At 54.3% G+C, this 23555-nt stretch carries 19 protein-coding genes and 1 pseudogene; 13 read left to right on the forward strand and 7 right to left on the reverse strand.

All coding sequences use genetic code 11. The features are described 5' to 3' along the window. Positions 1-123: 123 nt before the first annotated feature. Positions 124-216 (forward strand): annotated as a pseudogene (gene yjjX / locus QRY16_RS18030) (inosine/xanthosine triphosphatase); the annotation flags it as partial. Here yjjX and trpR read toward each other — a convergent pair. Then, the gene (trpR, locus tag QRY16_RS18035; protein WP_289777577.1) at positions 217-537 is read right to left on the reverse strand and encodes a trp operon repressor; all 321 of its coding nucleotides are present in this window, start codon (positions 535-537) and stop codon (positions 217-219) included. It abuts the pseudogene before it with no gap. A gap of 45 nt (positions 538-582) precedes the next feature. Then, the gene (gene sltY / locus QRY16_RS18040) at positions 583-2502 is read right to left on the reverse strand and encodes a murein transglycosylase (protein WP_289777578.1); all 1920 of its coding nucleotides are present in this window, start codon (positions 2500-2502) and stop codon (positions 583-585) included. A gap of 268 nt (positions 2503-2770) precedes the next feature. Here sltY and atzF point away from each other — a divergent pair, with 268 nt between their 5' ends. From atzF to urtA, 4 genes are read left to right on the forward strand one after another with little or no spacing between them, the layout of a single operon-like run. After that, complete coding sequence (gene atzF, locus QRY16_RS18045) at positions 2771-4567, forward strand: allophanate hydrolase (protein ID WP_289777579.1); 1797 nt, start codon at positions 2771-2773, stop codon at positions 4565-4567. A gap of 3 nt (positions 4568-4570) precedes the next feature. After that, positions 4571-8188 (forward strand): urea carboxylase, encoded by a 3618-nt coding sequence (gene uca / locus QRY16_RS18050; RefSeq protein ID WP_289777580.1) that lies wholly within the window; start codon positions 4571-4573, stop codon positions 8186-8188. A gap of 9 nt (positions 8189-8197) precedes the next feature. Then, positions 8198-8899, forward strand: a complete 702-nt coding sequence (locus QRY16_RS18055; protein WP_289777581.1) for a GntR family transcriptional regulator — start codon at positions 8198-8200, stop codon at positions 8897-8899. Positions 8900-8928: 29 nt separating this feature from the next. Further along, positions 8929-10197 carry an urea ABC transporter substrate-binding protein gene (gene urtA, locus QRY16_RS18060; RefSeq protein ID WP_289777582.1) on the forward strand — a complete coding sequence of 423 codons (1269 nt, stop codon included), beginning with the start codon at positions 8929-8931 and terminating at the stop codon, positions 10195-10197. Here urtA and QRY16_RS18065 read toward each other — a convergent pair. After that, a complete protein-coding gene (locus QRY16_RS18065) occupies positions 10173-10295 on the reverse strand; it encodes a hypothetical protein (protein ID WP_289777583.1) in 123 nt (40 codons plus the stop codon). The two genes, urtA and QRY16_RS18065, sit on opposite strands and share 25 nt — an antisense overlap. Here QRY16_RS18065 and urtB point away from each other — a divergent pair. The 4 genes from urtB to urtE are packed head-to-tail and all read left to right on the forward strand — an operon-like array spanning position 10294 to position 14419. Continuing rightward, positions 10294-11859, forward strand: coding sequence for an urea ABC transporter permease subunit UrtB (urtB, locus tag QRY16_RS18070; protein ID WP_289777584.1), 1566 nt, complete (start codon positions 10294-10296; stop codon positions 11857-11859). The two genes, QRY16_RS18065 and urtB, sit on opposite strands and share 2 nt — an antisense overlap. Further along, positions 11859-12935, forward strand: a complete 1077-nt coding sequence (urtC, locus tag QRY16_RS18075; RefSeq protein ID WP_289777585.1) for an urea ABC transporter permease subunit UrtC — start codon at positions 11859-11861, stop codon at positions 12933-12935. Before urtB ends, urtC begins: the two co-directional genes overlap by 1 nt. Continuing rightward, positions 12928-13719: an urea ABC transporter ATP-binding protein UrtD gene (gene urtD, locus QRY16_RS18080; RefSeq protein ID WP_289777586.1), complete on the forward strand. Its 792-nt coding sequence runs from the start codon at positions 12928-12930 to the stop codon at positions 13717-13719. Before urtC ends, urtD begins: the two co-directional genes overlap by 8 nt. 1 nt (position 13720) lies before the next feature. Further along, the gene (gene urtE / locus QRY16_RS18085; RefSeq protein WP_193403875.1) at positions 13721-14419 is read left to right on the forward strand and encodes an urea ABC transporter ATP-binding subunit UrtE; all 699 of its coding nucleotides are present in this window, start codon (positions 13721-13723) and stop codon (positions 14417-14419) included. A gap of 27 nt (positions 14420-14446) precedes the next feature. Here the strand turns inward: urtE and QRY16_RS18090 are convergent, their stop codons facing one another. The 3 genes from QRY16_RS18090 to rbsK are packed head-to-tail and all read right to left on the reverse strand — an operon-like array spanning position 14447 to position 17709. Further along, complete coding sequence (locus QRY16_RS18090) at positions 14447-15460, reverse strand: aldose 1-epimerase family protein (protein WP_289777587.1); 1014 nt, start codon at positions 15458-15460, stop codon at positions 14447-14449. Continuing rightward, positions 15457-16782, reverse strand: coding sequence for an L-fucose:H+ symporter permease (fucP, locus tag QRY16_RS18095; RefSeq protein ID WP_289777588.1), 1326 nt, complete (start codon positions 16780-16782; stop codon positions 15457-15459). Before fucP ends, QRY16_RS18090 begins: the two co-directional genes overlap by 4 nt. A gap of 9 nt (positions 16783-16791) precedes the next feature. Then, the gene (rbsK, locus tag QRY16_RS18100; RefSeq protein WP_289777598.1) at positions 16792-17709 is read right to left on the reverse strand and encodes a ribokinase; all 918 of its coding nucleotides are present in this window, start codon (positions 17707-17709) and stop codon (positions 16792-16794) included. Between the two features lie 180 nt (positions 17710-17889). On the opposite strand from rbsK, the gene deoC reads away from it, so the two are divergent. Then, entirely contained in the window at positions 17890-18570 is a 681-nt protein-coding gene (gene deoC, locus QRY16_RS18105) for a deoxyribose-phosphate aldolase (RefSeq protein WP_289777589.1), read from the forward strand. A gap of 16 nt (positions 18571-18586) precedes the next feature. After that, complete coding sequence (deoR, locus tag QRY16_RS18110) at positions 18587-19351, forward strand: DNA-binding transcriptional repressor DeoR (RefSeq protein WP_289777590.1); 765 nt, start codon at positions 18587-18589, stop codon at positions 19349-19351. Positions 19352-19355: 4 nt separating this feature from the next. Here the strand turns inward: deoR and QRY16_RS18115 are convergent, their stop codons facing one another. After that, positions 19356-20303, reverse strand: coding sequence for a 2-hydroxyacid dehydrogenase (locus QRY16_RS18115; protein ID WP_289777591.1), 948 nt, complete (start codon positions 20301-20303; stop codon positions 19356-19358). Between the two features lie 185 nt (positions 20304-20488). Between QRY16_RS18115 and ettA the strand changes: the two genes are divergently transcribed. Both ettA and licT read left to right on the forward strand, forming a co-directional pair. Continuing rightward, positions 20489-22156, forward strand: coding sequence for an energy-dependent translational throttle protein EttA (gene ettA, locus QRY16_RS18120; RefSeq protein WP_289777592.1), 1668 nt, complete (start codon positions 20489-20491; stop codon positions 22154-22156). 462 nt (positions 22157-22618) lie between these two features. Continuing rightward, positions 22619-23443 (forward strand): BglG family transcription antiterminator LicT, encoded by an 825-nt coding sequence (gene licT / locus QRY16_RS18125; protein ID WP_289777599.1) that lies wholly within the window; start codon positions 22619-22621, stop codon positions 23441-23443. Positions 23444-23555: the final 112 nt, after the last annotated feature.

The following is a 23555-nucleotide window of genomic DNA, read 5'->3' on the forward strand; positions in this document are numbered from 1 at the left end:
GCCAATGGCCACGTTACTTGATGGAAAACGGGTCTGGGCAGAAAAGAATCTGAACCAGATTTAATCTGACAGACACCTGTATAAATAACCGGTAACTGTCAGATCAGGTCTGAGCTAGTACATTTTACCCATGGCCTGCTGAGTCGTTCGAGTGTTTATCATCAGGCATTGATTTTAGCACTGTGCCCGTTTACTCATCCGCTGTATCAGCAATAATTAGCGGTGTCCCAGATGCGCTTCCAGCCAACGCTTCAGCTCTGGTGGCGCCTCTTTCAGGCTGTTTGATCCACGCGTAATGGTGGCAATGCCCACGCCAAGCTCGTTCTTCAGCTCACGCTGGCTCATTTCGCCCATCATTAACTCTTCGATAATACGCAATCTTGTACCCAATGCTTCGCGTTCATCTGGTGTCATCATGAGTTGCATCAACGGCAATGCGTGACCATTGGCGAAAGCTTGCTGCATTAAATCGACAAAGCGCAGCCAGTTAACATCAGAAATAGTCGTGCTTGATGAGGTGCCAGAGGGTTGGGTCATGAACGGGCTTCCGTACTCACTAAAGAGTACGGAAGCTTAGCACAGCTAGTAACGGCGTTTCCACTCGCCATCTGACAGGATATTATCCGGCTGGCCCATAAAGTGACGATAATACGCGTCGTAAGCCAACACGTTTTTCACATAGCTACGCGTTTCCGAGAACGGAATGGTTTCAATAAAGGCCACCGCATTCAGATTACCCGCGCTGGTATTCTGCCAGCGGCGCACGCGGCCAGGGCCTGCGTTATAGGCGGCTGACGCGAAAATACGGTTCTGATCAAACTGCTGAAAGACGTATTCCAGGTATTGCGTACCAATCTGAATATTAGTCTGTGGGTCAAGCAGCTGGCTGCTATTCACATAGCCGGGAATGTTATACATCTTCACGGTATGCGTCGCTGTACCTGGCATAATCTGCATCAGCCCGCTGGCGCCCACCGGTGAACGCGCTTTCGGATTCCACGCGCTTTCCTGACGCGAAATGGCCATCGCATAGCTCTGCGGAATACCCTTATCATGGGTGTACTGCTTATACGCGCTCTGCCAGGCTAGCGGAAAACGCTCCTTCAGGCTATCCCACATTTTTGCGGTGATGGTGGCCTGTACGCTGAGATCCCACCAATTCTGCTCATTAGCGTACCGCGCCAGCATCTGCTGCTGAACATGCGTTCTGCTCGCCACCAGGTTTGCCCACTCGCTGCGGGCCAGGTTATCCAGCCCCCAGTACATCAGCTCGCGCACCCGTGCCAGTTCCGCTCCCTGTAAAGTTGCACTGTCCGGCGCTGGCGCTTCATCCACTTTTAACGGGTACGGCACGCCCAGACGCTGCGCGGCAACCATGGGATAGAAGCCGCGCTGTTTTATCAGCTTGCGCAGGATCTCTTCTGCTTCTTCGTTGCGTCCCTGTGTGAACAACAAATCCGCTTGCCAGTATTGCCATTCATCTTTTTCCTTGGCTTCAACGGGCAGCCGCGCAATCCAGGTATTCAGGCTACGGCGATTGTTTTCGGTCAGGGCCAGTCGGATACGGCGCTCCACCAGCGCCGTCGATTCGCTGTTCATGACGACAGCATCACGCCAGCGCACCTGTTCTGCAGTCAGATCGCTGCCCATCATGCGCCACACCACAATCTCTTTCAGCGCCTGCTCATCGGTTGCTCCCATCTTTTGGGCACGTACCAAAATCGGGATCATACTGCGCGCGTTTTCCATATCCTGACGTGCTACGCGGGTAAAGGCATAGATCGTTGCCTGACGGGTAAAATCGGTTGGCCCCACTGCGCTGGCAAAATTCGTGACGCTTAAGGGATCCTTTTGCAAGGCCATTACGGCATCTGCCATGGTTTGATAATCTGCTGGTAGTGCCTTCGCCAGATAATTTACCAGACCATCATTGCCCGCCTTCATCGCCAGACGGATACGTTCAAGAATGGTGATAGGCGACATTTGACCGGAAGCCTGCCACACCGAAAAAAGCTTGTCACAATCATTCGGCAACGCTGAGCCTCGTAGCCAAATTTGTTTTGCGCCATCAAACGCCGCTTGCTGCTGGCCGGTGGACCATTTGGCGTAATACCAGTTACAGCGCGCCTGCACCGGTTTCGGTTCGGTAGGACTAAAGTTGAGCAGTCCTTGCCACTCCTGGCGATGTGCTAACACATTCACAAAACGGGTCTTTAACGACCGCGCTGGCGGTAAGGTGGGATATTTTTGAATAAAATTCCTCACGGCCAGGCTGGTTTCCTGATCGAGATCCTGTGCCAGCAGGCGATATTCCAGATAAGGATACAGCGGATAATCTTGTAGCGTTGGCAGCAGTTGATCTACGGTGGCCATTTGATTGCTATCCCAGGCCTGCTTAATTTGCTGATAACGTTGCCGTTGTTGGTCCAGTGAATCAGCCCATGCACTGCTGGCCGTGCTGACCAGACAGATCCCTATCATCCAGTTACGCCACTTCTCCACGTAAATCTCCTCTGTTTCCGGGCTCCGGCTACGTGCCAGATTTTCTTCATGCTAACCAGGCGATTGCGCTCTTGCCATGTTCTTCACAAAATTTACGCAACTGACTAAAACGCACCGCAATTGCGCAAACCCTGCGCTGCATTTGTGCATTTTATCATCGCAAAATCTTATGGCCGATAAGTTTTATTTTCCTAATCATAGCGTTAAAAATCTGGCACAGGCTTTGCTCTGTTAAATTCCATCTTGTATACCAGTTGGAATTCATCGCATGGCTTCGACATTTGGCTTAACCCTTAACGAGTGGCAGCAGCGCTACCAACAGGAACCGCTACAGATTTACGCCCTGCTGGACGCGCACCTTGCTGCGATCGACGCACAAGACAACGCCTGGATCTATCTGGCCACCCCGGCGCAAATCAGGGCGCAGATTGAGCCGCTGCTGGACAGCTATCAACGCAACCCTGCCGCGCTGCCGCTGTTTGGCGTACCGTTTGCGGTGAAAGACAATATTGATGTCGCAGGCTGGCCGACTACCGCCGCTTGCCCTGCCTTCTCCTTCACTGCCGAAAAAGACGCGTTCGTGGTTGCTCAACTTAAAGCCGCAGGCGCTATCGTGATAGGCAAAACTAACCTTGATCAGTATGCAACCGGGCTGGTCGGCACTCGTTCACCGTATGGCGCAGTGCGCAACACGTTCGATCCCGATTATGTCAGCGGCGGGTCCAGTTCCGGTTCCGCTTCAGTACTGGCGCGTGGCTTAGTCGCTTTCTCGCTCGGCACTGATACTGCCGGCTCTGGCCGCGTACCGGCTGGATTCAACAATATGGTGGGCCTGAAGCCGACCAAAGGCTGGTTCTCGGCCAGCGGCGTGGTGCCAGCCTGCCGCCTCAATGACACCATTTCCGTGTTCGCTTTAACGGTTGAAGATGCGTTTACCGTTGCCTGCACGGCGGGCGGTTACGACACCGACGATGCCTATTCACGTGTTAATCCCCATACCGCGCCTGCCAGTATGAAAGCGCGTCCCGATTTCGCCATCCCGGCTAATCCTGAATTTTTTGATGATGCCGCCGCTGAAGCTGCATGGGATCAGGCGCTGGAAGCATTGCTGGCATGCGGTGCCAAATTGCACCCGATTGATTTCGCGCCGTTCCAGCAATTAGCGGAACAGCTTTATTACGGTCCCTGGGTGGCAGAACGCACCGTGGCGGTGGGTGAGATGATCAACCACCCGGAAGAGATGGACCCGACCGTATACGGCATCGTATCCAGCGGTCTGAAATACAGCGCGGTCGAAGCGTATCAGGCGGAATATTTGCGCGCGACGCTGACGCGTCAGATTCAACACACGCTGGCACAATTTGATGCGCTGGTAGTACCGACTTCGCCAACGATCCACACGCTGGAAGAGATGAAGCAAGAGCCGGTGCATTACAACTCGCATTTCGGGTTTTACACCAATTTCACTGATCTGGCCGATCTTGCCGCATTGGCGCTACCTGGCCCTTTCCGTAATGACTATTTACCGGCCGGCATCACGCTGATCGCTCCTGCCTGGCACGATCGCGCGCTGGCAAGCTTTGGCCTGCGCTGGCAACAGCAGATGGCGCTGCCGTTAGGAGCGACCGGTAGAGTGCAGCCCGCGCAACATCGCCCGTTACCGGTTTCACACGACCATGTCCGCATCGCCGTGGTCGGCGCACATCTGACCGGCATGCCACTTAACTTCCAGCTCACCACTCGTCAGGCGGTTTTAGTCGAAGAAACGCAAACGGCCAGCCGCTATCGCCTGTTTGCCCTGCTGGACGGCCCCATCAAAAAGCCAGGCCTGATGCGTGCCGAACACGGTTCTGCCATCACCGTTGAGCTATGGTATATTCCGCTGGCGCGCTTTGGTGAGTTTGTTGCCGAAATCCCACCGCCGCTAGGCATTGGCAGCCTGACGCTGGCAGATGGCCGGGTGGTGAAAGGTTTTATTTGTGAAGGTTCCGCGCTGGAGACCGCGCTGGAAATCACCGAATTTGGCGGCTGGCGTAACTGGCTCGCTATGCAGGGGAGTAACTAAACCATGTTCAGTACCGTGTTGATTGCTAACCGTGGCGAAATTGCCTGCCGCGCCATCCGCACTTTAAAACGTCTTGGCGTGAAAAGCGTGGCGGTGTATTCCGATGCTGACCGCAACGCGCAGCATGTGAAAGATGCCGATGTCGCGATCGCGCTGGGCGGCGACAAAGCCAGCGACAGTTATTTGCGTATCGACAAAATCCTCGCAGCAGCGCAAGAAACCGGGGCAGAGGCGATTTGGCCCGGCTACGGTTTCCTGTCCGAAAGTTTGCCGTTCGCCGCTGCCTGCGAAAAAGCCGGTATCGCTTTTGTCGGCCCGACCGCCCAGCAGATTGGCGAGTTTGGGCTGAAGCACCGCGCACGTGAACTGGCTGCCAGTGCCGGTGTTCCCATGACGCCCGGCACGCCTTTACTGGCAACGCGTGAGGAGACCCTCAGCGCAGCTGAACAGATTGGGTATCCGGTGATGCTGAAAAGCACGGCGGGCGGTGGCGGCATCGGCCTGACGCGCTGCGCTGATGCCGAAGCGCTGGACAAGGCGTGGGAAAGCGTGCGCCGTCTGGGTGAACAGTTTTTTAGCGATGCCGGCGTATTTCTTGAGCGCTGTATTGATCGCGCGCGTCACGTTGAGGTGCAAATTTTCGGTGATGGTAACGGCAAGGTGGTTGCGCTGGGCGAGCGTGATTGTTCGCTGCAACGTCGCAATCAAAAAGTGGTAGAAGAGACGCCAGCACCGAATCTGCCGCAGGCGACGCGCGATGCATTGCTGGCTTCTGCGGTTCGTCTTGGTGAACGGGTGAATTACCGCAGTGCCGGAACGGTGGAATATATCTACGATGCTGAACAGGACGCGTTTTACTTCCTCGAAGTGAATACCCGTCTCCAGGTAGAACATCCGGTTACCGAGTGCGTTACCGGCCTTGATTTAGTTGAATGCATGTTAAAAGTGGCAGCGGGCGAAGCGATTGACTGGCCGCGTCTGCAACAGCCACCGCAAGGCGCCTCGATTGAAGTGCGTCTGTATGCCGAAGATCCGTTGAAAAATTTCCAGCCCAGCCCCGGCGTGTTAACCCATGTCAGCTTCCCGGACGGCGTGCGCATTGACGGCTGGATCGATACCGGCACCGAAGTCTCCAGCTTTTACGATCCGATGGTGGCTAAGCTTATCGTCCATGCCGACACGCGCGACGCCGCGCTGGAAAAATTGCAGAGCGCACTCAGCGCCACGCAACTGCACGGCATCGCCACCAACCTCGACTACTTACGCCAGATTGTTGCTACCGAGGCGTTCCGTAGCGGCAATGTCTGGACACGCTACCTTGACAGCTTTACCCCTTCTGCCCCGGTGATTGAGGTGCTCCAACCCGGCACCTTCAGCTCAATCCAGGATTTCCCAGGGCGGCTCGGTTACTGGGACATCGGCGTTCCCCCCTCCGGCCCGATGGACGATTTCGCTTTCCGCCTGGCGAACCGCATTGTCGGCAACGACCAGGCCGCTGCCGGGCTGGAATTCACGTTGCAAGGCCCAACGCTGCGTTTCCATAGTGATGCCACGATTGCTCTGACCGGTGCAGATTGTGCCGCCACGCTGGAGGGTGAGCCGGTTCATTACTGGCAGCCGCTGAAGATTAAAGCCGGACAAACCCTGGCGCTGGGACGCGCGCGCAGTGGTTGCCGCAGTTATCTGGCGGTGCGTAATGGTTTTGACGTGCCAACATATCTTGGCAGCCGTTCAACCTTCTCGCTCGGTCAGTTCGGCGGGCACGCTGGCCGAACCTTGCGTGTGGCTGACATGCTGGCCATTTCGCAGCCACAGCTGGCCGCCTGCACGACGCCTGCGCCGGTTAGCGAACCGCAGGCCCTGGATACCGCGCTGGTGCCGCATTACGGTACGGAATGGCGCATCGGCGTGCTGTACGGCCCCCATGGCGCGCCCGATTTCTTTACCCAGGCAGCGATTGATGAATTCTTTGCCAGCGAGTGGCAGGTACATTACAACTCCAATCGTCTTGGCGTACGTCTGGTAGGACCAAAACCCACCTGGACCCGCGCCAACGGCGGCGAAGCCGGGTTGCATCCGTCTAACGTTCATGACTGCGAATATGCCATTGGCGCCGTGAACTTTACCGGCGATTTCCCGGTGATCCTCACCCATGACGGCCCCAGCCTCGGCGGCTTCGTCTGTCCGGTAACCATTGCCAAAGCTGAGCTGTGGAAAGTGGGCCAGGTAAAACCGGGCGACAAAATTCGTTTCCATCCCATCAGCGCTGATGAAGCCGTGGCGCTGGAAAAAGCACAGACACACGTGGTTGATACGCTGCGCCCGGAGCTCGCGCCGCAGTTCAGTGTGCCATCGCTGGCGGAAAATGAATTTGGTTCTGCCACCATTCTGGCGGCCATCAACGCCACCGAATGTACGCCAAAAGCCGTGTATCGCCAGGCGGGCGATAAATATGTGCTGATCGAATACGGCGATAATGTGCTGGATCTGGCGCTGCGTCTGCGCGTGCACCTGCTGATGAATGCGCTACGTGAACGCGCGATGCCGGGTGTGGAAGAACTGTCGCCTGGCGTACGCTCATTACAGGTACGTTATGACAGTCGCGTGCTAGGCCAGTCGCAGCTCATCACATTACTGCTGGAGCTGGAAGCCACCCTGGGCGATGTCAGCCAGCTGAAAGTGCCGTCGCGTATTGTCTGGATGCCAATGGCATTTGAAGACAGCGCCACGCTGGGCGCAGTTGAACGCTATCAGGAAACGGTGTGCGCCAGCGCGCCGTGGCTGCCAAATAACGTTGACTTTATTCAGCGTATTAACGGCTTAGCCAGCCGTGAAGCGGTGCGCGACACAATTTTCGATGCCAGTTATCTGATCCTCGGGTTAGGCGATGTCTATCTCGGCGCGCCTTGCGCGGTACCGGTCGATCCACGCCATCGTCTGCTGAGCTCTAAATACAGCCCGGCTCGCACCTTTACCGCTGAAGGTACAGTGGGCATTGGCGGCATGTATATGTGCATCTACGGCATGGATTCGCCCGGCGGTTATCAGCTGGTCGGGCGTACTTTGCCAATCTGGAACAAATTCCTCAAAAACGATCAGTTCGCTGCCAGCGAGCCGTGGCTACTGCACTTTTTTGATCAGGTGCGCTTCTATCCGGTCAGTGAAAAAGAGCTGGATCAGTTACGCGATGACTTCCGCGAAGGCCGTGCCAGCATCCGCATTGAAGAGACCCAGTTTGACTTTGCCGGACACCAGCAATTCCTTGCGGATAACGCCGCCTCTATCGCGGATTTTCGTCAACGCCAGACTGCTGCTTTTGAGCAGGAAGTAACGCTGTGGGCGCAGGAAGAGCAGAACGCTTCCCTCGTCCACGAAGAGACGCTGGCAACGCCTGAACACGATGACAGCGCCCGCGCGGTCCAGGCGGATATGAACGGTAACATCTGGAAAGTGCTGGTGCAGCCGGGCGACGAAATCGAAGCCGGACAGACGCTGGTCATCGTGGAAGCGATGAAGATGGAGCTGGCCATTGTCGCGCCGCAGGCCGGTCGGGTGAAACGCATCGCTTGCCAGGCCGGTCGCCCGGTCAGCCCTGGCGATACGCTGTTATGGCTGGAATAAGGAACCTTGATGCCAACCTTATCGCAACGCAGTAAAGGTCGCCCGGAAGCGCTGGCAGAACGCGTCTATCAGGCCCTGAAAAATGACATTTTCGAGTTTCGCCTGATGCCCGGCGATCGCTTCAGCGAGAGTGAAATTGCCGAGCGGATGGAAGTCAGCCGCACGCCGGTGCGTCAGGCCCTTTTCTGGCTGGAGCGAGAGGGTTACGTCGAAGTGTGGTTCCGCAGTGGCTGGCAGGTGAAAAACTTCGATTTTGAATATTTCGAAGAACTTTACGATCTGCGCACCGTGCTGGAGTGTGAAGCAGTGAAGCGTCTGTGCGTTATGTCGTCGGCACAGTGCAGCACATTGCTGGCAGAACTTCAGCAGTTTTGGCTGCAGGCGGAACGGCTTGAGGACGGAAAAACCGTTTCGCAGCACGATGAAGCGTTTCATATAACGCTGGTGGCATCAGCGGGTAACCGTGAGATGGCGCGCATCCACACTGAATTAACCGAAAAAATCCGCATTATTCGTCGCCTCGACTTTACCCGCGACGATCGTGTCGATGCGACCTACCGGGAACACGGCCAGATTTTACAGGCGATCTTTCAGCAACAGACCGAGGAGGCGCAGCGCATCCTGACCGACCATATCGCCGTGAGTAAGGCGGAAGTCAGGAAAATTACTTTACACATGTTACAGCAGGCCCGGCTTCAACTCATTGAATAACTTAAAACACACTTAGGGGTTTAAAAACGATGAAAAGACGTTCGTTGCTTAAGGCTTTCGCACTCTCCGCTACGGTTGTCAGCATGGGCCTTTCCTGGGGCGCTCAGGCCGCCGACACCATTAAAGTCGGGATCATGCACTCCCTTTCCGGGACCATGGCGATTTCAGAAACACCGCTGAAAGATGTCGCGTTGATGACCATTGATGAAATTAACGCCAAAGGTGGCGTGCTGGGCAAAAAACTGGAACCGGTGGTCGTCGATCCCGCTTCTAACTGGCCGCTGTTCGCCGAGAAAGCGCGCCAGTTACTGACGCAAGATAAAGCCGCCGTGGTATTTGGCTGCTGGACGTCGGTGTCGCGTAAATCGGTGCTGCCCGTATTTGACGAGTTGAACGGCCTGCTGTTTTATCCGGTGCAGTACGAAGGTGAAGAGATGTCACCCAATGTGTTCTATACCGGCGCAGCGCCAAACCAACAGGCGATTCCTGCGGTGGAATATCTGATGAGCGAAGACGGAGGCAGCGCTAAACGCTTCTTCCTGCTGGGGACGGATTACGTCTATCCGCGCACCACCAATAAGATCCTGCGCGCCTTCCTGCATTCGAAGGGCGTTCAGGATAAAGATATTGAAGAAGTCTATACACCGTTTGGTTACAGCGATTATCAGACCATTGTTTCCAATATTAAAAAGTTTGCCGCAGGCGGTAAAACTGCCGTGGTATCGACCATCAACGGGGATTCCAACGTGCCATTCTACAAAGAGCTGGCGAACCAGGGTGTCAAAGCGACCGACATTCCGGTTGTCGCCTTCTCAGTGGGCGAAGAGGAATTACGGGGTATCGATACCAGGCCGCTGGTCGGCCAGTTAGCCGCGTGGAACTACTTTGAGTCAGTTGATAACCCAACCAACGCCAAATTCGTGGCGGATTACCGTGCCTACGCTAAGGCGCATAACCTGCCGAATGCCAATACCGTGGTCACTAACGATCCGATGGAAGCCACCTATGTTGGCATTCATATGTGGGCGCAGGCGGTAGAAAAAGCAGGCACGACCGATGTGGATAAGGTGCGTGCAGCAATGGCTGGCCAAACCTTTAAGGCACCGGATGGCTTTACCCTGACCATGGACCAGACCAATCACCATCTGCATAAGCCGGTGATGATTGGCGAAGTCCAGGAAAACGGTCAGTTCAACGTGGTGTGGCAAACCGAAAAGCCGGTTCGCGCTCAGCCGTGGAGTCCGTATATCGCCGGAAACGATAAGAAACCTGATCATCCGGTAAAAACCGTGCAGTAAGCGCCGATTTTGCCCGCAACCTGCCCTTTCTTCTCTGCGGGAGAAGGCAGGTTGCGGGACATCTGCTCAATCTCAACGCTCACGAGGCCCACTATCATGAATCTTCGCCTCTGCCTGTTCAGCCTGCTGCTTCTGCTACCGCTGTTTGCCAACGCCGGACCGGCGGCGGACTTCGCTGCGGCCAGCCGCACGCAGCAGGCCGCCTTATTACAACAATGGGCCGCCACGCCAGATGTTAGTCGTTTGCCACTGCTGCAAGCGCTGAAAGCGGAAAGCGTGGTCATCGACCAAAACAAACAGCCGTTCAGCCGGGTGGGTGACAAACTGCTGCCGCTTGATGCCAGCCCACAGCCAGCCGGCAACGTGAAAAAAGTTTTCATGAACAACCGGCTGCGCGTCTTAGTGGCTGGCGCGCTCGCCGCTCACCAACTGGTTAGCGAGGATGCCAGCTTACGCCTGCGCGCTGCCCGGCAACTGCAAAACGATGGCGTTGCCGATCAGCTACCGTTGATCGAAAAACGCCTTGCCGCTGAGCAGGATAGCCATGTGCACGCTGCGCTGGCGATGGCGGCGGCCAACCTGCAACTCGCCGATCCTCAGCCCCTGGTGCGCCTGAAAGCCGTCAAATTGCTGGGCGAATCAAGCGATCCGAATACGCAGGCCAGCCTGCAACGCTTAACGCAGGCCAGCAACGAACCCGACGCGACGGTGCGTGAAGCAGCGACCGCGAGCCTGCAACAAATCAAACAGCGCCTGATGTGGGGCGATCTGCTCGGTCAGGCATTTAGCGGCCTGTCACTCGGTTCCATCTTGCTGTTAGCCGCTCTGGGTCTGGCTATTACCTACGGCTTGCTTGGCGTGATTAACATGGCCCACGGCGAAATGCTGATGCTCGGCGCCTATGCGACCTGGTTTGTGCAGAATCTGTTTCAGCAGTTCGCGCCGCAGTATCTGGCGTGGTATCCGCTGCTGGCATTGCCGGTCGCGTTTCTGCTCACCGCCTGTATTGGCATGGCGCTGGAGCGCACCATCATTCGTCATTTATATGGCCGTCCGCTGGAAACCCTGCTGGCGACCTGGGGCATCAGCCTGATGCTGATCCAACTGGTGCGTATGCTGTTCGGCGCGCAAAACCTTGAAGTGGCTAACCCAAACTGGCTGTCGGGCGGCTTACAGGTATTGCCCAATCTGGTCCTGCCGTGGAATCGCATCGCGGTGATCCTGTTTGTAACGGGCGTGCTGGCGCTGACCTGGCTACTGCTGAACCGCACCCGTCTCGGCATGAACGTGCGGGCAGTGACGCAAAACCGCGCCATGGCCGACTGCTGTGGCGTGCCAACCGGACGCGTGGATATGCTGGCATTTGGCCTCGGTTCCGGTATTGCCGGTTTAGGGGGCGTGGCGCTGTCGCAGCTGGGGAACGTCGGGCCGGAATTAGGTCAGGGTTATATCATCGACTCCTTCCTGGTGGTGGTGTTGGGCGGTGTTGGGCAACTGGCGGGAACCGTAGTGGCGGCCTTTAGTCTCGGCATTCTTAATAAAGTGCTGGAGCCACAAATCGGAGCAGTGCTCGGCAAAATCCTGATCCTGGTGATTATCGTGCTGTTTATTCAGAAACGTCCGCAAGGTCTGTTTGCGGTGAAAGGAAGGGTGACTGACTGATGACGCAGCCCATGACTTTAACCGTGGCGCGTAAGGCGCCACGCCTGACGCTCAGTATCGGCACCTTAGTCGCGCTTGCGCTGCTGGTGATGCCGTTTCTGGCGCTGTTGCCCGCCACGCATCCGCTGGCGATCTCCACTTATACACTGACGCTGGTAGGCAAAATTCTCTGTTACGCCGTGGTTGCTGTTGCGCTCGATCTGGTTTGGGGCTACGCAGGTTTACTGTCGCTGGGTCACGGTCTGTTTTTCGCGTTAGGTGGCTATGCAATGGGTATGTACCTGATGCGCCAGGCATCGGGCAATGACTTACCCGCATTTATGACCTTTTTGTCGTGGAACGAGATGCCTTGGTTTTGGGCAGGAACGCAACATTTTGCCTGGGCCTTGTGCCTGATTGTACTGATGCCGGGCGTACTCGCGCTGGTGTTCGGCTTCTTCGCCTTCCGATCTAAAATCAAAGGCGTTTATTTCTCGATCATGACGCAGGCGCTGACTTATGCCGGGATGCTGCTGTTTTTCCGTAACGAAACCGGTTTTGGTGGCAACAATGGCTTTACCGGCTTCACCACCCTGCTCGGCTTCAGCGTCACGGCTACCAGCACGCGCATCGGGCTGTTTGTCGCCACCGTTCTGCTGCTGCTGCTGAGCCTGGCCGCAGGATTTGCACTGGCACGCAGCAAATTTGGTCGCGTATTAACAGCGGTACGTGATGCTGAAAACCGCTTAATGTTTTGCGGCTATGATCCAAAAGGTTTCAAGCTGTTTGTCTGGACGTTGTCAGCCGTGCTGTGTGGTCTGGCGGGCGCGCTTTATGTGCCGCAGGTTGGCATCATTAACCCCAGCGAAATGTCGCCTACTAACTCCATTGAAGCCGCTATTTGGGTAGCGCTCGGCGGGCGTGGCACGCTGATCGGCCCACTGCTTGGCGCTGCTATCGTTAACGGCGCAAAAAGCTTTTTTACCGTTGCCTTCCCGGAATACTGGCTGTTCTTCCTGGGTCTGATGTTTATCCTGGTCACGCTGTTTCTGCCGCGTGGCGTGATTGGCCTGCTACGCCGGAGGAAAGATGACTGAATCCTTGTTTACCCAGCCACATCCCTCTGATCGTCACCGCGCGCAAACCGATCCGGTTTTGTTGCTGGAGAAAATTAACGTTTCATTTGATGGTTTTCGTGCCCTGACCGATCTTTCGTTACAGATCGGCATCGGTGAATTGCGCTGCGTGATCGGCCCCAACGGCGCTGGTAAAACCACACTGATGGATGTGATCACCGGCAAAACGCGGCCTGATAATGGTCGGGTGATTTACGACCAGGACAGCGATCTCACCCAACTTTCGCCCGTCGATATTGCCCGCGCAGGGATTGGCCGAAAATTTCAAAAACCTACCGTTTTTGAGGCGCTAACGGTGTTTGAAAACCTGGAAATCGCCCTGAAAACTGATAAGTCCGTCTGGGCCAGCCTGCGCGCCAGACTGAATAGTGAGCAGCAGGATCGCATCGATGATGTGCTGAAACTGCTGCGCTTAGGCGGCGAACGTCAGCGCAGAGCCGGTTTACTGTCGCACGGGCAAAAACAATTTCTGGAAATCGGCATGTTGCTGGTGCAGGAGCCGCATCTACTGTTGCTGGACGAACCGGCGGCGGGCATGACCGATGCCGAAACCGACTATACCGCCGAACTGTTTCGCAGCCTGGCGGGCAAACACTCGCTGATGGTGGTGGAGCATGACATGGGCTTTGTCGAAACCATCGCCGATCACGTCACGGTATTGCATCAGGGTCAGGTCCTGGCTGAAGGATCGTTGCGCGAAGTACAGGCCAACGAGCAGGTTATCGACGTTTATCTGGGGCGTTAACATGTTACAAGTTACTGAACTGAATCAATATTACGGTGGCAGCCATATTTTGCGTGGCCTGTCGTTTGAGGTAAAAATCGGTGAAATCACCTGTTTGTTAGGCCGTAATGGCGTCGGTAAAACCACATTACTGAAATGTTTGATGGGGATGATCCCAGCCAAATCGGGTGAAATTCGCTGGCAGCAAAACGTGATCAATGCGCGCAAACCGCACCAGCGCGTGCAGTCCGGCATCGCTTATGTGCCGCAGGGACGTGAAATTTTTCCGCGCCTGACGGTAGAAGAGAATTTGCTGATGGGCCTGTCGCGCTTCTCCGCTTCACAGGCGAAACAGGTGCCGGATGAGATCTATCAGCTATTTCCAGTGCTGCTTGAAATGAAATCGCGGCGCGGCGGCGATCTTTCTGGCGGACAGCAGCAGCAGCTGGCGATCGGACGGGCGCTGGCCTGTCGTCCGCAGCTCTTAATTCTCGACGAACCCACCGAAGGGATCCAGCCTTCCGTGATCAAAGAGATCGGGGCAGTGATCCGCCAGCTGGCACAGCGTGGTGATATGGCGATCCTGCTGGTGGAGCAGTTTTACGATTTTGCGGCCGAGCTGGCAGACAGTTATCTGGTAATGTCGCGTGGTGAAATTGTTCAGCGCGGCCGTGGTGACAGCATGGAAACGGACGGCGTGCGCGGACTGGTCGCGATTTAAGGCAGCTTTTCAGCTGCCTGATAAGTCTTACAGCAAGCCAGTTTCAACCGAAAAATGTCGCTGCTGGCCGGGTGCCAGCGCAATCAACGTACCGGCGCGCTGTGCGGCACGAAAGCCTTCCGGCCGACAAGTGGCTGGCAGGATATAGGCGGCAACCTGCTGATCGTGATTGTGTAGCATCCAACGCGTTGCGTGAGGAAACTGCGAGGTGGAAAAGCGCGTCATTAAGGCGTAACCCTGCGGCGAGTGCAGCTCAAACTGTACTTCATCGCCATAGCGGGCCAGATCGTCAGCGAAGAAGACGATCTCAGGATCGCACATTTCCGGCTTATCCAGCTGTCTGAAGGATTGCGGATCCTGCGCCAACTGTGCGGTATAGGCGCGCCACGACGGCGTTGGCTGGACATGAGCAGGAACAGAAGTGCGTAATGCAAATGCATCTTCAGGAATGGACTGCCGGAAATATCCCTGCTCTATCCATGCACTGTTGAGATGACACATATACTGCAAAGGCATTGGCGCACCCGCCAGGTTTTTTACCGTCATCTCAATATGCAACCGTGGTTCATTAGCGGACAAACGCACCGCTGGCATCGCCAGATAGTGATGGCCGAACCCTTTCACATATTCCGTTTCGCCTTCCAGCGATACCCTGCCCTCTTCCAGGACAATCCAGGCCTTGTCCATGCGTGCACACGCCATTTCGCCATGCAGCGGATGGTCGTCATCAGGCGCAGGACAGCCGTTTGCCAGCAGGCCCGAGTGAAAAGCAAAACAGCCATAAGTATCAATGATTGAAGAACCCGCAAGTGGCTGTTTAAAACTGTGCCCCATGGTTAGCGAATGTCCGTCAAAGTTTGCATCCCAAATCATCTGCCCATAAAAGGGCAGCACAATTACACTGCCGCGCCGCGTGTTTATACGCACGGCCTCAATGCCCGCCGGGTAACGGAATAGCTCAACCTTAAAGTCATCACTTTGCAGCAGCGTACTGGGGGTGTCATAAAACTGATCGCGACGTAACGGTAGACGGGTTTTCATTGCAGCTCCTCCACCAGGCGCCCGGACGCGATGGCCTGATTTTTATGGCGCAGTTCGCCCCAGAAGTAAAAACCGACCCAGGCAAAGCACAACAGCGATACGCCAAAAGCCAGTTGCATCGATCCCAGATGGTCGGAAGCAAAGCCTTGCAGCGCGGGCACGAAAGCCGCACCGACGATAGCCATAACGATAAATGCCCCCGCCACTTCAGTGTATTTATTGTCCACGGTGGCGAGCGTGCCCGCATAGATAGTCGCCCAGCAGGGTCCAAACAATACGCTGACGAAGACAGCGGCATAAACGGCGGTAAAGTTGGGCACCAGCATGACATAGGCCAGCGTCAAAACGCCCAGCACCGAATAAGCGATCAGCACTTTTTCTGCCCGGAAGCGCGTCATCAGGAAGTTAGCGACAAATTTACCGATAAAGAAACAGATAAAGCTGTAGATCATAAAGTTGGAAGCGTGACGCTCATTGGTTGCGCCCAGCGTCAGCGCCAGACGGATGGTGAATGACCACACCGCCACCTGCATGCCGACATAGAGGAACTGCGCCATAATGCCACGTTTAAAATGGCGGTTATGGGCCAGATAGCGAAAGGTTTCACCCAGCGATGGCTGTGATTCTTTGCTGCTTTCCGGCTTGCAACGTGGATAGCGGGTAAACATAAACAGCAGCATGACCACCACTAACACCATTACCAGATATTTATACGGTTCCAGCGTGTGCTCCAGCATACTCAGACGAAACGCATGAGCCTGATCGACCGACATGCCTGCCATCTGGTTTGCCAGGCTTTCCCCATCCTGAAACACCAGATATTTCCCCAGCACGATGCCCATTAACGCCCCGATCGGATAAAACGTCTGGCTGATGTTCAGCCGCAAGGTGGCGCGATCGCGGTGACCAATCATTGAGCTATAGGTATTCGCTGCGGTTTCAAGGAAGCTCAGGCCAATGGCAATGGCAAAAATTGCCGCGAGGAACATGGTGTAAGTCGCCATATGCGACGCCGGATAAAACAGTACGCAACCGACAATATAGAGCGCCAGACCCATCAGAATGGCCAGCTTATAACTGGCTTTACGGATCACCAGCGAAGCCGGGATGGCAATCAGAAAATAGCCGCCATAAAAAGCACTTTGCACCAGGGCGCTGGCGAAATCGCTCAGGGCAAAAACGCTTTTGAACTGGGTGATTAAGATGTCGTTCAGGCTCGCGGCACAGCCCCACAAAGGGAACAGACAAGAGAGCAAAATGAACTGGAACAGCGGTGTTTTATTCAAATAGCCATCAGGTTGCTGAACAATGTTCTGTTGCATGACTCGACCTCAGTGAACGTTAAGAAAACGCTGGAAGGTTTCCGCGTCGGGATAGGAGCGCTGAGTACCGCGCTCCGTCACACTGCAGGCGGCATACGCTGACGCCTGCTGCATCGCTTCCAGGATATTGCCGGTTTTTACCAGCATGTAAGCAAAGCAGCCGATAAACGCATCACCGGCCCCACTGGTATCCACCGCCCTGACCGTTACGGGTGCGACCTGATGCAGATCATCATTGCTCATCCATAGCGATCCCCGGCTGCCGAGAGTGATGATCAGGTTTTTCAGCCCACGCTTAAGCAACGACTGCCCGGCAAGTTTTACCTCTTCATCGCTGCTGACCGGCATACCCGTCAAAATTTCGAGTTCGGTTTCATTCGGCATAAAAAAGTCACACTTGCAGGCGTACTGAATATCCAGATTCGCGACGGCGGGCGCAGGATTCAGGATGACCTTAATGTCATGCTGACGGGCGAAGTCGATCGCGTAATAGACCGTTTCAGGCGGAATTTCGAGTTGCAGGATCATAAGCTGACACGCTTTCAGCGCATCAGCCGCGGCATCAATATCGGCGGGTTTTAACTGCTGATTGGCCCCCTTAACGATCAGGATACGGTTCTGCGACTGCTCATCGACAAAAATTGGCGCGACGCCACTTGAAGTGCCAGGCGCGGTAGTGACATAGCGCGTATCCACACCTTGCTGTTGCAGGTTCGCCACCGTGTTAGGAGCAAACAGATCGTCACCGACTTTGCTGATCATCATGACCTTACCGCCCAACTTCGCCGCCGCAACGGCCTGATTAGCCCCTTTTCCGCCGCAGCCGATGGCAAAATCAGGCGCTTCCAGGGTTTCTCCCGCCTTCGGTAGGTGGTTGGTATAGGTGATGAGATCCACCATATTCGACCCAATAACGGCTATCTCCATCATTTTCTCCCGGGTAGTTTTCAATCTTTAAATGTTATAAAAGTAACAATAACAATTCACATAAGTTAATTTTGTGACAAAAACCACATCCTGGAATGGTTATTAAAACGGTAAAATGAAGATTGACGCGATAGCTCAGTGTTATTATTTTAACAAAACAACATCAAACTGGAGATTGTCATGACCCTGCCTGCTCTGAGCTACGCCGACTATATCGACCATACTCTGCTCGCCGCTGACGCTACCGAAGCGCAAATTTGTCGTCTCTGTGCCGAAGCCAGACAGCATCATTTTTATGCGGTGTGCGTGAATGCCGGTTATGTGCCACTGGCAGCGCAATGTCTGGCCGACAGTGAAGTGAAAGTCTGTTCAGTCATTGGTTTCCCGCTGGGAGCAACCCTAACCACGGTGAAAGTCTTTGAAACCCAGGCCGCCATTGCTGCGGGTGCGCAGGAGATCGACATGGTGATTAATGTGGGCTGGCTGAAGAGTGACAATATGGCGGCGGTGGCAGCGGAGATTGCTGCGGTGCGCGAAGTTTGCGGGGCGATCCCATTAAAGGTAATATTGGAAACCTGCCTGCTTGATCAGACGCAAATCATTAAAATTTGTGAGATTTGTCGTGATTTGCAGGTCGCTTTTGTGAAAACTTCAACCGGTTTTAGCCATGGCGGTGCGCGCATTGAAGACGTACAGTTGATGAAAGCCAGCGTGGGTGACAAGGTCGCGGTGAAAGCTTCCGGTGCAGTGCGCGATCGTCAAACGGCGCAGGCGATGATTGACGCGGGCGCAACGCGCATTGGCACAAGTTCCGGCATCGCCATCGTCTCCGGCCAGGCGCCTTCCACTTCAGGATATTAAACACACAGAGATGACCATGGAAACCCGGCGCGACGAACGCATTTATAAGCTGGCTCAGGCGCTTAAGCGCACCGACAAACTGCACCTGAAAGACGCAGCACAACTGCTGGGCGTCTCCGAGATGACCATCCGCCGCGATTTGACGGAGCCAGCCTCCACGGTAGTGCTATTGGGTGGTTATATTGTCAGCGATCCGAAAAGCCACGCCGGGCACTATTTCATCTCAGATCAGCACGGGCAAAATGCCGCCAGAAAGCAGCGCCTGGCGCAGGCGGCCGCCAGTTTGATTAGTGAAAATGATACGGTATTTTTTGATTGCGGCACCACGCTGCCCTATATCGCTGATGCCATTCCTGACACTTTGCCCTTCACGGCCATATGCTGCGCGATGAATACCTTTCTGGCATTGAAAGAAAAACCAGCCTGCAATGTGATCTTAAGCGGTGGAGAATTTCATGCCGATAATGCCCTGTTCACACCCATTGGCGCGCATTCCATCCTTGACGATCTCTGTCCGACCCTGGCGTTTATCTCGGCGGCCGGCGTCGATAAAGATCAAGGCGCAACCTGCTACAACATCAACGAATTAGCCATGAAACACCACGCGATGTTGCGTGCATGTCAGCGAGTGCTGGTGGCAGACAGCAGCAAATATGGCAAAGTGCTGCCCGCCCGCATTGGCGAACTGCGGCGTTTTGATCTGCTGGTGAGTGATAGCGCGCCGGATCAGGCGCTGAAAAACTGGCTGACGCAACAAAACATTCCGCTGCGCCTGCCATAAACGATTAAGCCCAGCGGTTTTCAATCGCTTCACCATCCCGCAGGCGGCGTAAGTTATCACAGACGCCCGCCACATTTCCGGCCAGGGAAATATCGGTCACGCCGCCAATATGTGGTGTAGCGATAACGTTGTAGCTAAATACGACATCATTTGGCGCAGGCGGTTCTTGCCAGAACACATCAAGCCCGGCCCCGGCCAGTGTTTTATTTTCTAACGCGGCGATAAAAGCCGGCTTGTCGATCAAACCGCCACGACCAAGGTTAATCAAAAAGCTACCGTGCTTCATTTGATTCAGCGCGTTCGCATTAATGATGTTATGGGTTTGCGCATTATCCGGCAGGCTGAGTACCACAAAGTCAGCGCGTTCCAGTAGCTGCGGTAGCTGAGTCATATCGCCGACCCAATCCAGTCCGTGCTTTTCAGCAAATGCCGTATCGGCTTCACGCTTCACACCGATCATGCGCATCCCAAAGGGAGCCAGTCGTTTCGCCAGCGCTTTGCCGATGCCGCCTAATCCTACCAGCCCAACCGTTTTGCCCATCAAACCGATACCGACCGGTTGGCCGAGACGCTGCTGCGCCAGACATTGCGCGATTTCCTGATGACGACGCGCGAGGCCAATCATCATCCAGATACCAAGTTCAGCCACTGAATCTGCATTGCCGGAAGTATGAGAAGGCACGTTCGCCACCATAATGCCCTGCTGTTTTGCCGCGGCGGTATCCACGCTCTCCAGGCCAGTTCCGGCTTGCTGGATCAGTTTCAGGCGATCGGCGGTCGCTAACAGGCGAGCATCCACTTTGCACATGTCGGGAATCAACGCGTCAAAACCCGCCAGGCTTTCAGCCGCATGGCCTGCCGAGGCGACAAATTCGACATCCGGCATAGTCTGGCGAATCGACGCAATCAATCCACCCCAGGCATTTTCATCCGCTGCGATCAGCACTCTCATCTAACTTCCTCCGCTTATCAGGCAAAAATGCAGCATAGACTTGAGTTTGTGCGTAAATCAAACAGTTATCCTGAACTGCGGCACGCAACGGAAGAATCCCCGCCCCCCGGCTGTGATTAGACGGTGAAAAAGGCTAAACTTCGACATCATCCAAACGACAAACAGACCCAGAGGCTCAATACAACGTGGCTCAATTCGTCTATAGCATGCACCGCGTCGGCAAAGTTGTTCCGCCGAAGCGACATATTCTGAAGAACATCTCCCTTAGCTTTTTCCCTGGCGCGAAAATCGGCGTACTCGGCCTGAACGGCGCCGGGAAATCCACGCTGCTGCGCATCATGGCCGGCATCGATAAAGATATTGAAGGGGAAGCGCGCCCACAGCCAGGCATCAAAATTGGTTATCTGCCGCAGGAACCTCAGCTCAACCTGGAGCATACCGTTCGTGAATCGGTAGAAGAAGCGCTGGCAGAAGTCGTTGGCGCGTTAAAACGTCTGGACGAAGTGTATGCGCTTTATGCAGAAGAGGACGCAGACTTCGATAAGCTGGCCGCTGAGCAAGGCCGTCTGGAAGAGATTATCCAGGCGCACGATGGTCATAACCTTAATACTCAGCTGGAGCGCGCTGCCGACGCACTGCGCCTGCCAGACTGGGATGCGAAGATTGCCAACCTGTCAGGGGGGGAACGCCGCCGCGTGGCGCTATGTCGCCTGCTGCTGGAAAAACCAGACATGCTGCTGCTGGACGAACCGACCAACCACCTGGACGCAGAATCCGTGGCGTGGCTGGAACGCTTCCTGCACGATTTCGAAGGCACCGTGGTAGCCATCACCCATGACCGTTACTTCCTTGATAACGTCGCGGGCTGGATCCTGGAGCTGGATCGCGGCGAAGGTATTCCGTGGGAAGGTAACTACTCATCCTGGCTGGAGCAGAAAGATGCACGTCTGGCACAGGAAGCCTCTTCTGAAGCCGCACGTCGTAAATCCATTGAGAAAGAGCTGGAGTGGGTACGTCAGGGCACCAAAGGCCGTCAGTCCAAGGGCAAAGCCCGTCTGGCACGTTTTGAAGAGCTGAACAATACCGACTATCAGAAACGTAACGAAACCAACGAGCTGTTTATTCCGCCTGGCGCACGCCTGGGTGATAAAGTGCTGGAAGTCAGCCAGCTGCGTAAGTCCTACGGTGATCGTGTGCTGATTGACGATTTATCGTTCTCAGTACCGAAAGGTGCCATCGTTGGCATCATCGGGCCTAACGGCGCGGGTAAATCCACCCTGTTCCGCATGATGTCGGGCCAGGAGCAGCCTGACTCCGGCAGCATTGTGCTGGGAGATACCGTTAAACTGGCCTCCGTCGATCAGTTCCGCGACAGCATGGATAATTCGAAAACTGTCTGGGAAGAAGTGTCCGGCGGCCAGGACATCATGCGTATCGGCAACACCGAGATGCCAAGTCGCGCCTACGTGGGTCGCTTTAACTTTAAGGGCGTCGATCAGGGTAAACGTGTAGGCGAACTTTCCGGCGGTGAGCGTGGTCGCTTGCACCTCGCTAAACTGCTGCAGGTTGGCGGCAATATGTTGCTGCTTGATGAACCGACCAATGATCTGGACATCGAAACCTTGCGCGCACTGGAAAATGCCCTGCTGGAGTTCCCAGGCTGCGCCATGGTGATCTCGCATGACCGCTGGTTCCTTGACCGTATTGCCACCCATATTCTGGATTACCAGGATGAAGGCAAGATCGCGTTCTTTGAAGGCAACTTCACCGAATACGAAGAGTACAAAAAACGCACGCTGGGCGCCGACGCGCTGGAGCCGAAGCGTATCAAGTACAAACGTATGATGAAATAAGCTGTTGATGAGTGGGGGGAGAGGTATCTCTCCTCCTACTTTCCTGACGCGGATCAGTAGCGTTAAAAAAGAGCGTTTTCCCCTTTTCCGCTTACCTCTTTTCACGCCTCAGCAAAAACGGCATGACGGGAAGACCGGCCTGGTGATGCCGTTATCTGGCGGCGTGCCTGGTATGATAAATGTCATCCCCTTCATCCTTGCCGTGACGGGAATTGCCGGGCGTACCAGCCGATCTTATTCACCCCCATCTTTCATAATTAAAGGGAGCGTATTCGATGCTCCCTTTAACACAAGTCTTACACCATATTGTGATTGCCATTGCAATTTAGCTAAAAAGAGGGGTGTCCGTTTCGACATAGCATACGTTGGAATTGACAGCTCCTCTCAACCTGCCATAACGTTCCCGCCAAATATTTAATTTCCCTTAATGGAATAAGGCCTACCCTCATGAATATAAATAAAATGCAAATAGATCGCATATTGAATAATAACGTTGTGATTACGCTTGGGGAGAACAAACAGGAAACAGTGGTGATGGGTAAAGGCATCGGCTTTCAAAAAAAAAAGGGCGAATCGATTAATCCAGACCTGATCGAAAAAGTCTTCTCACTCAACACGCCCTATAGCGATCATTTTAAATTCTTACTTGAACAAGTTCCGGCGAGTTGTATTAGTGCAGCGGAAGAAATTATCGAGCTGGCTAAAAATCGGCTGAAAACTAAGCTGCATGCCAGCGTAATAATTTCTCTTGCCGATCACCTTAATTATGCTTTACAACGCTTTGCTGAAAATATCATCATCCCCAATACATTACAGTGGGAAATAAAAAAGCTGTACTCTTCCGAATACGCCATCGGTAAAGCATCCATTCAGATTATTAATCGTCATACTGGCGTATTGCTTCCTGACGATGAAGCCGGATATATCGCTCTGCATCTTGTTAACGCTCAGTTAAATGACAATATGCAGAACACCATGAAAATAACCCGTTTTATCCAGGATATTCTCAGTCTGGTGCAGTATCATTTTACGCTGGAATACAATGAGGATGCATTAAGCTATCAGCGTTTCATCACTCACCTTAAATTCTTTGCTCAGCGTATTTTTGATCGTAATGTTGTCAATAATGACAACGCGTCCCTGCCACAACTGGTAAGAAAAAAGTATGTCACCTCACACCAATGCGCAGAAAAAGTCAGTAAATACATTGCATTACATCATGACTATATCTTAACACAAGACGAACTTATGTTCCTGACCATACACATTGAGCAGTTGAGAAAATGATTTCTACGCCGCTAAAGAGGGCTGTAATCAAGTCCCTGTGAAGCAACTCACATTTAAGTAACTTTCATAAAAAAACACTTGAACAAGTAAAAAAATTACATTTATATATCGT

The organism is Mixta mediterraneensis (assembly GCF_030283135.1).
Lineage (GTDB): Bacteria > Pseudomonadota > Gammaproteobacteria > Enterobacterales > Enterobacteriaceae > Pantoea > Pantoea mediterraneensis.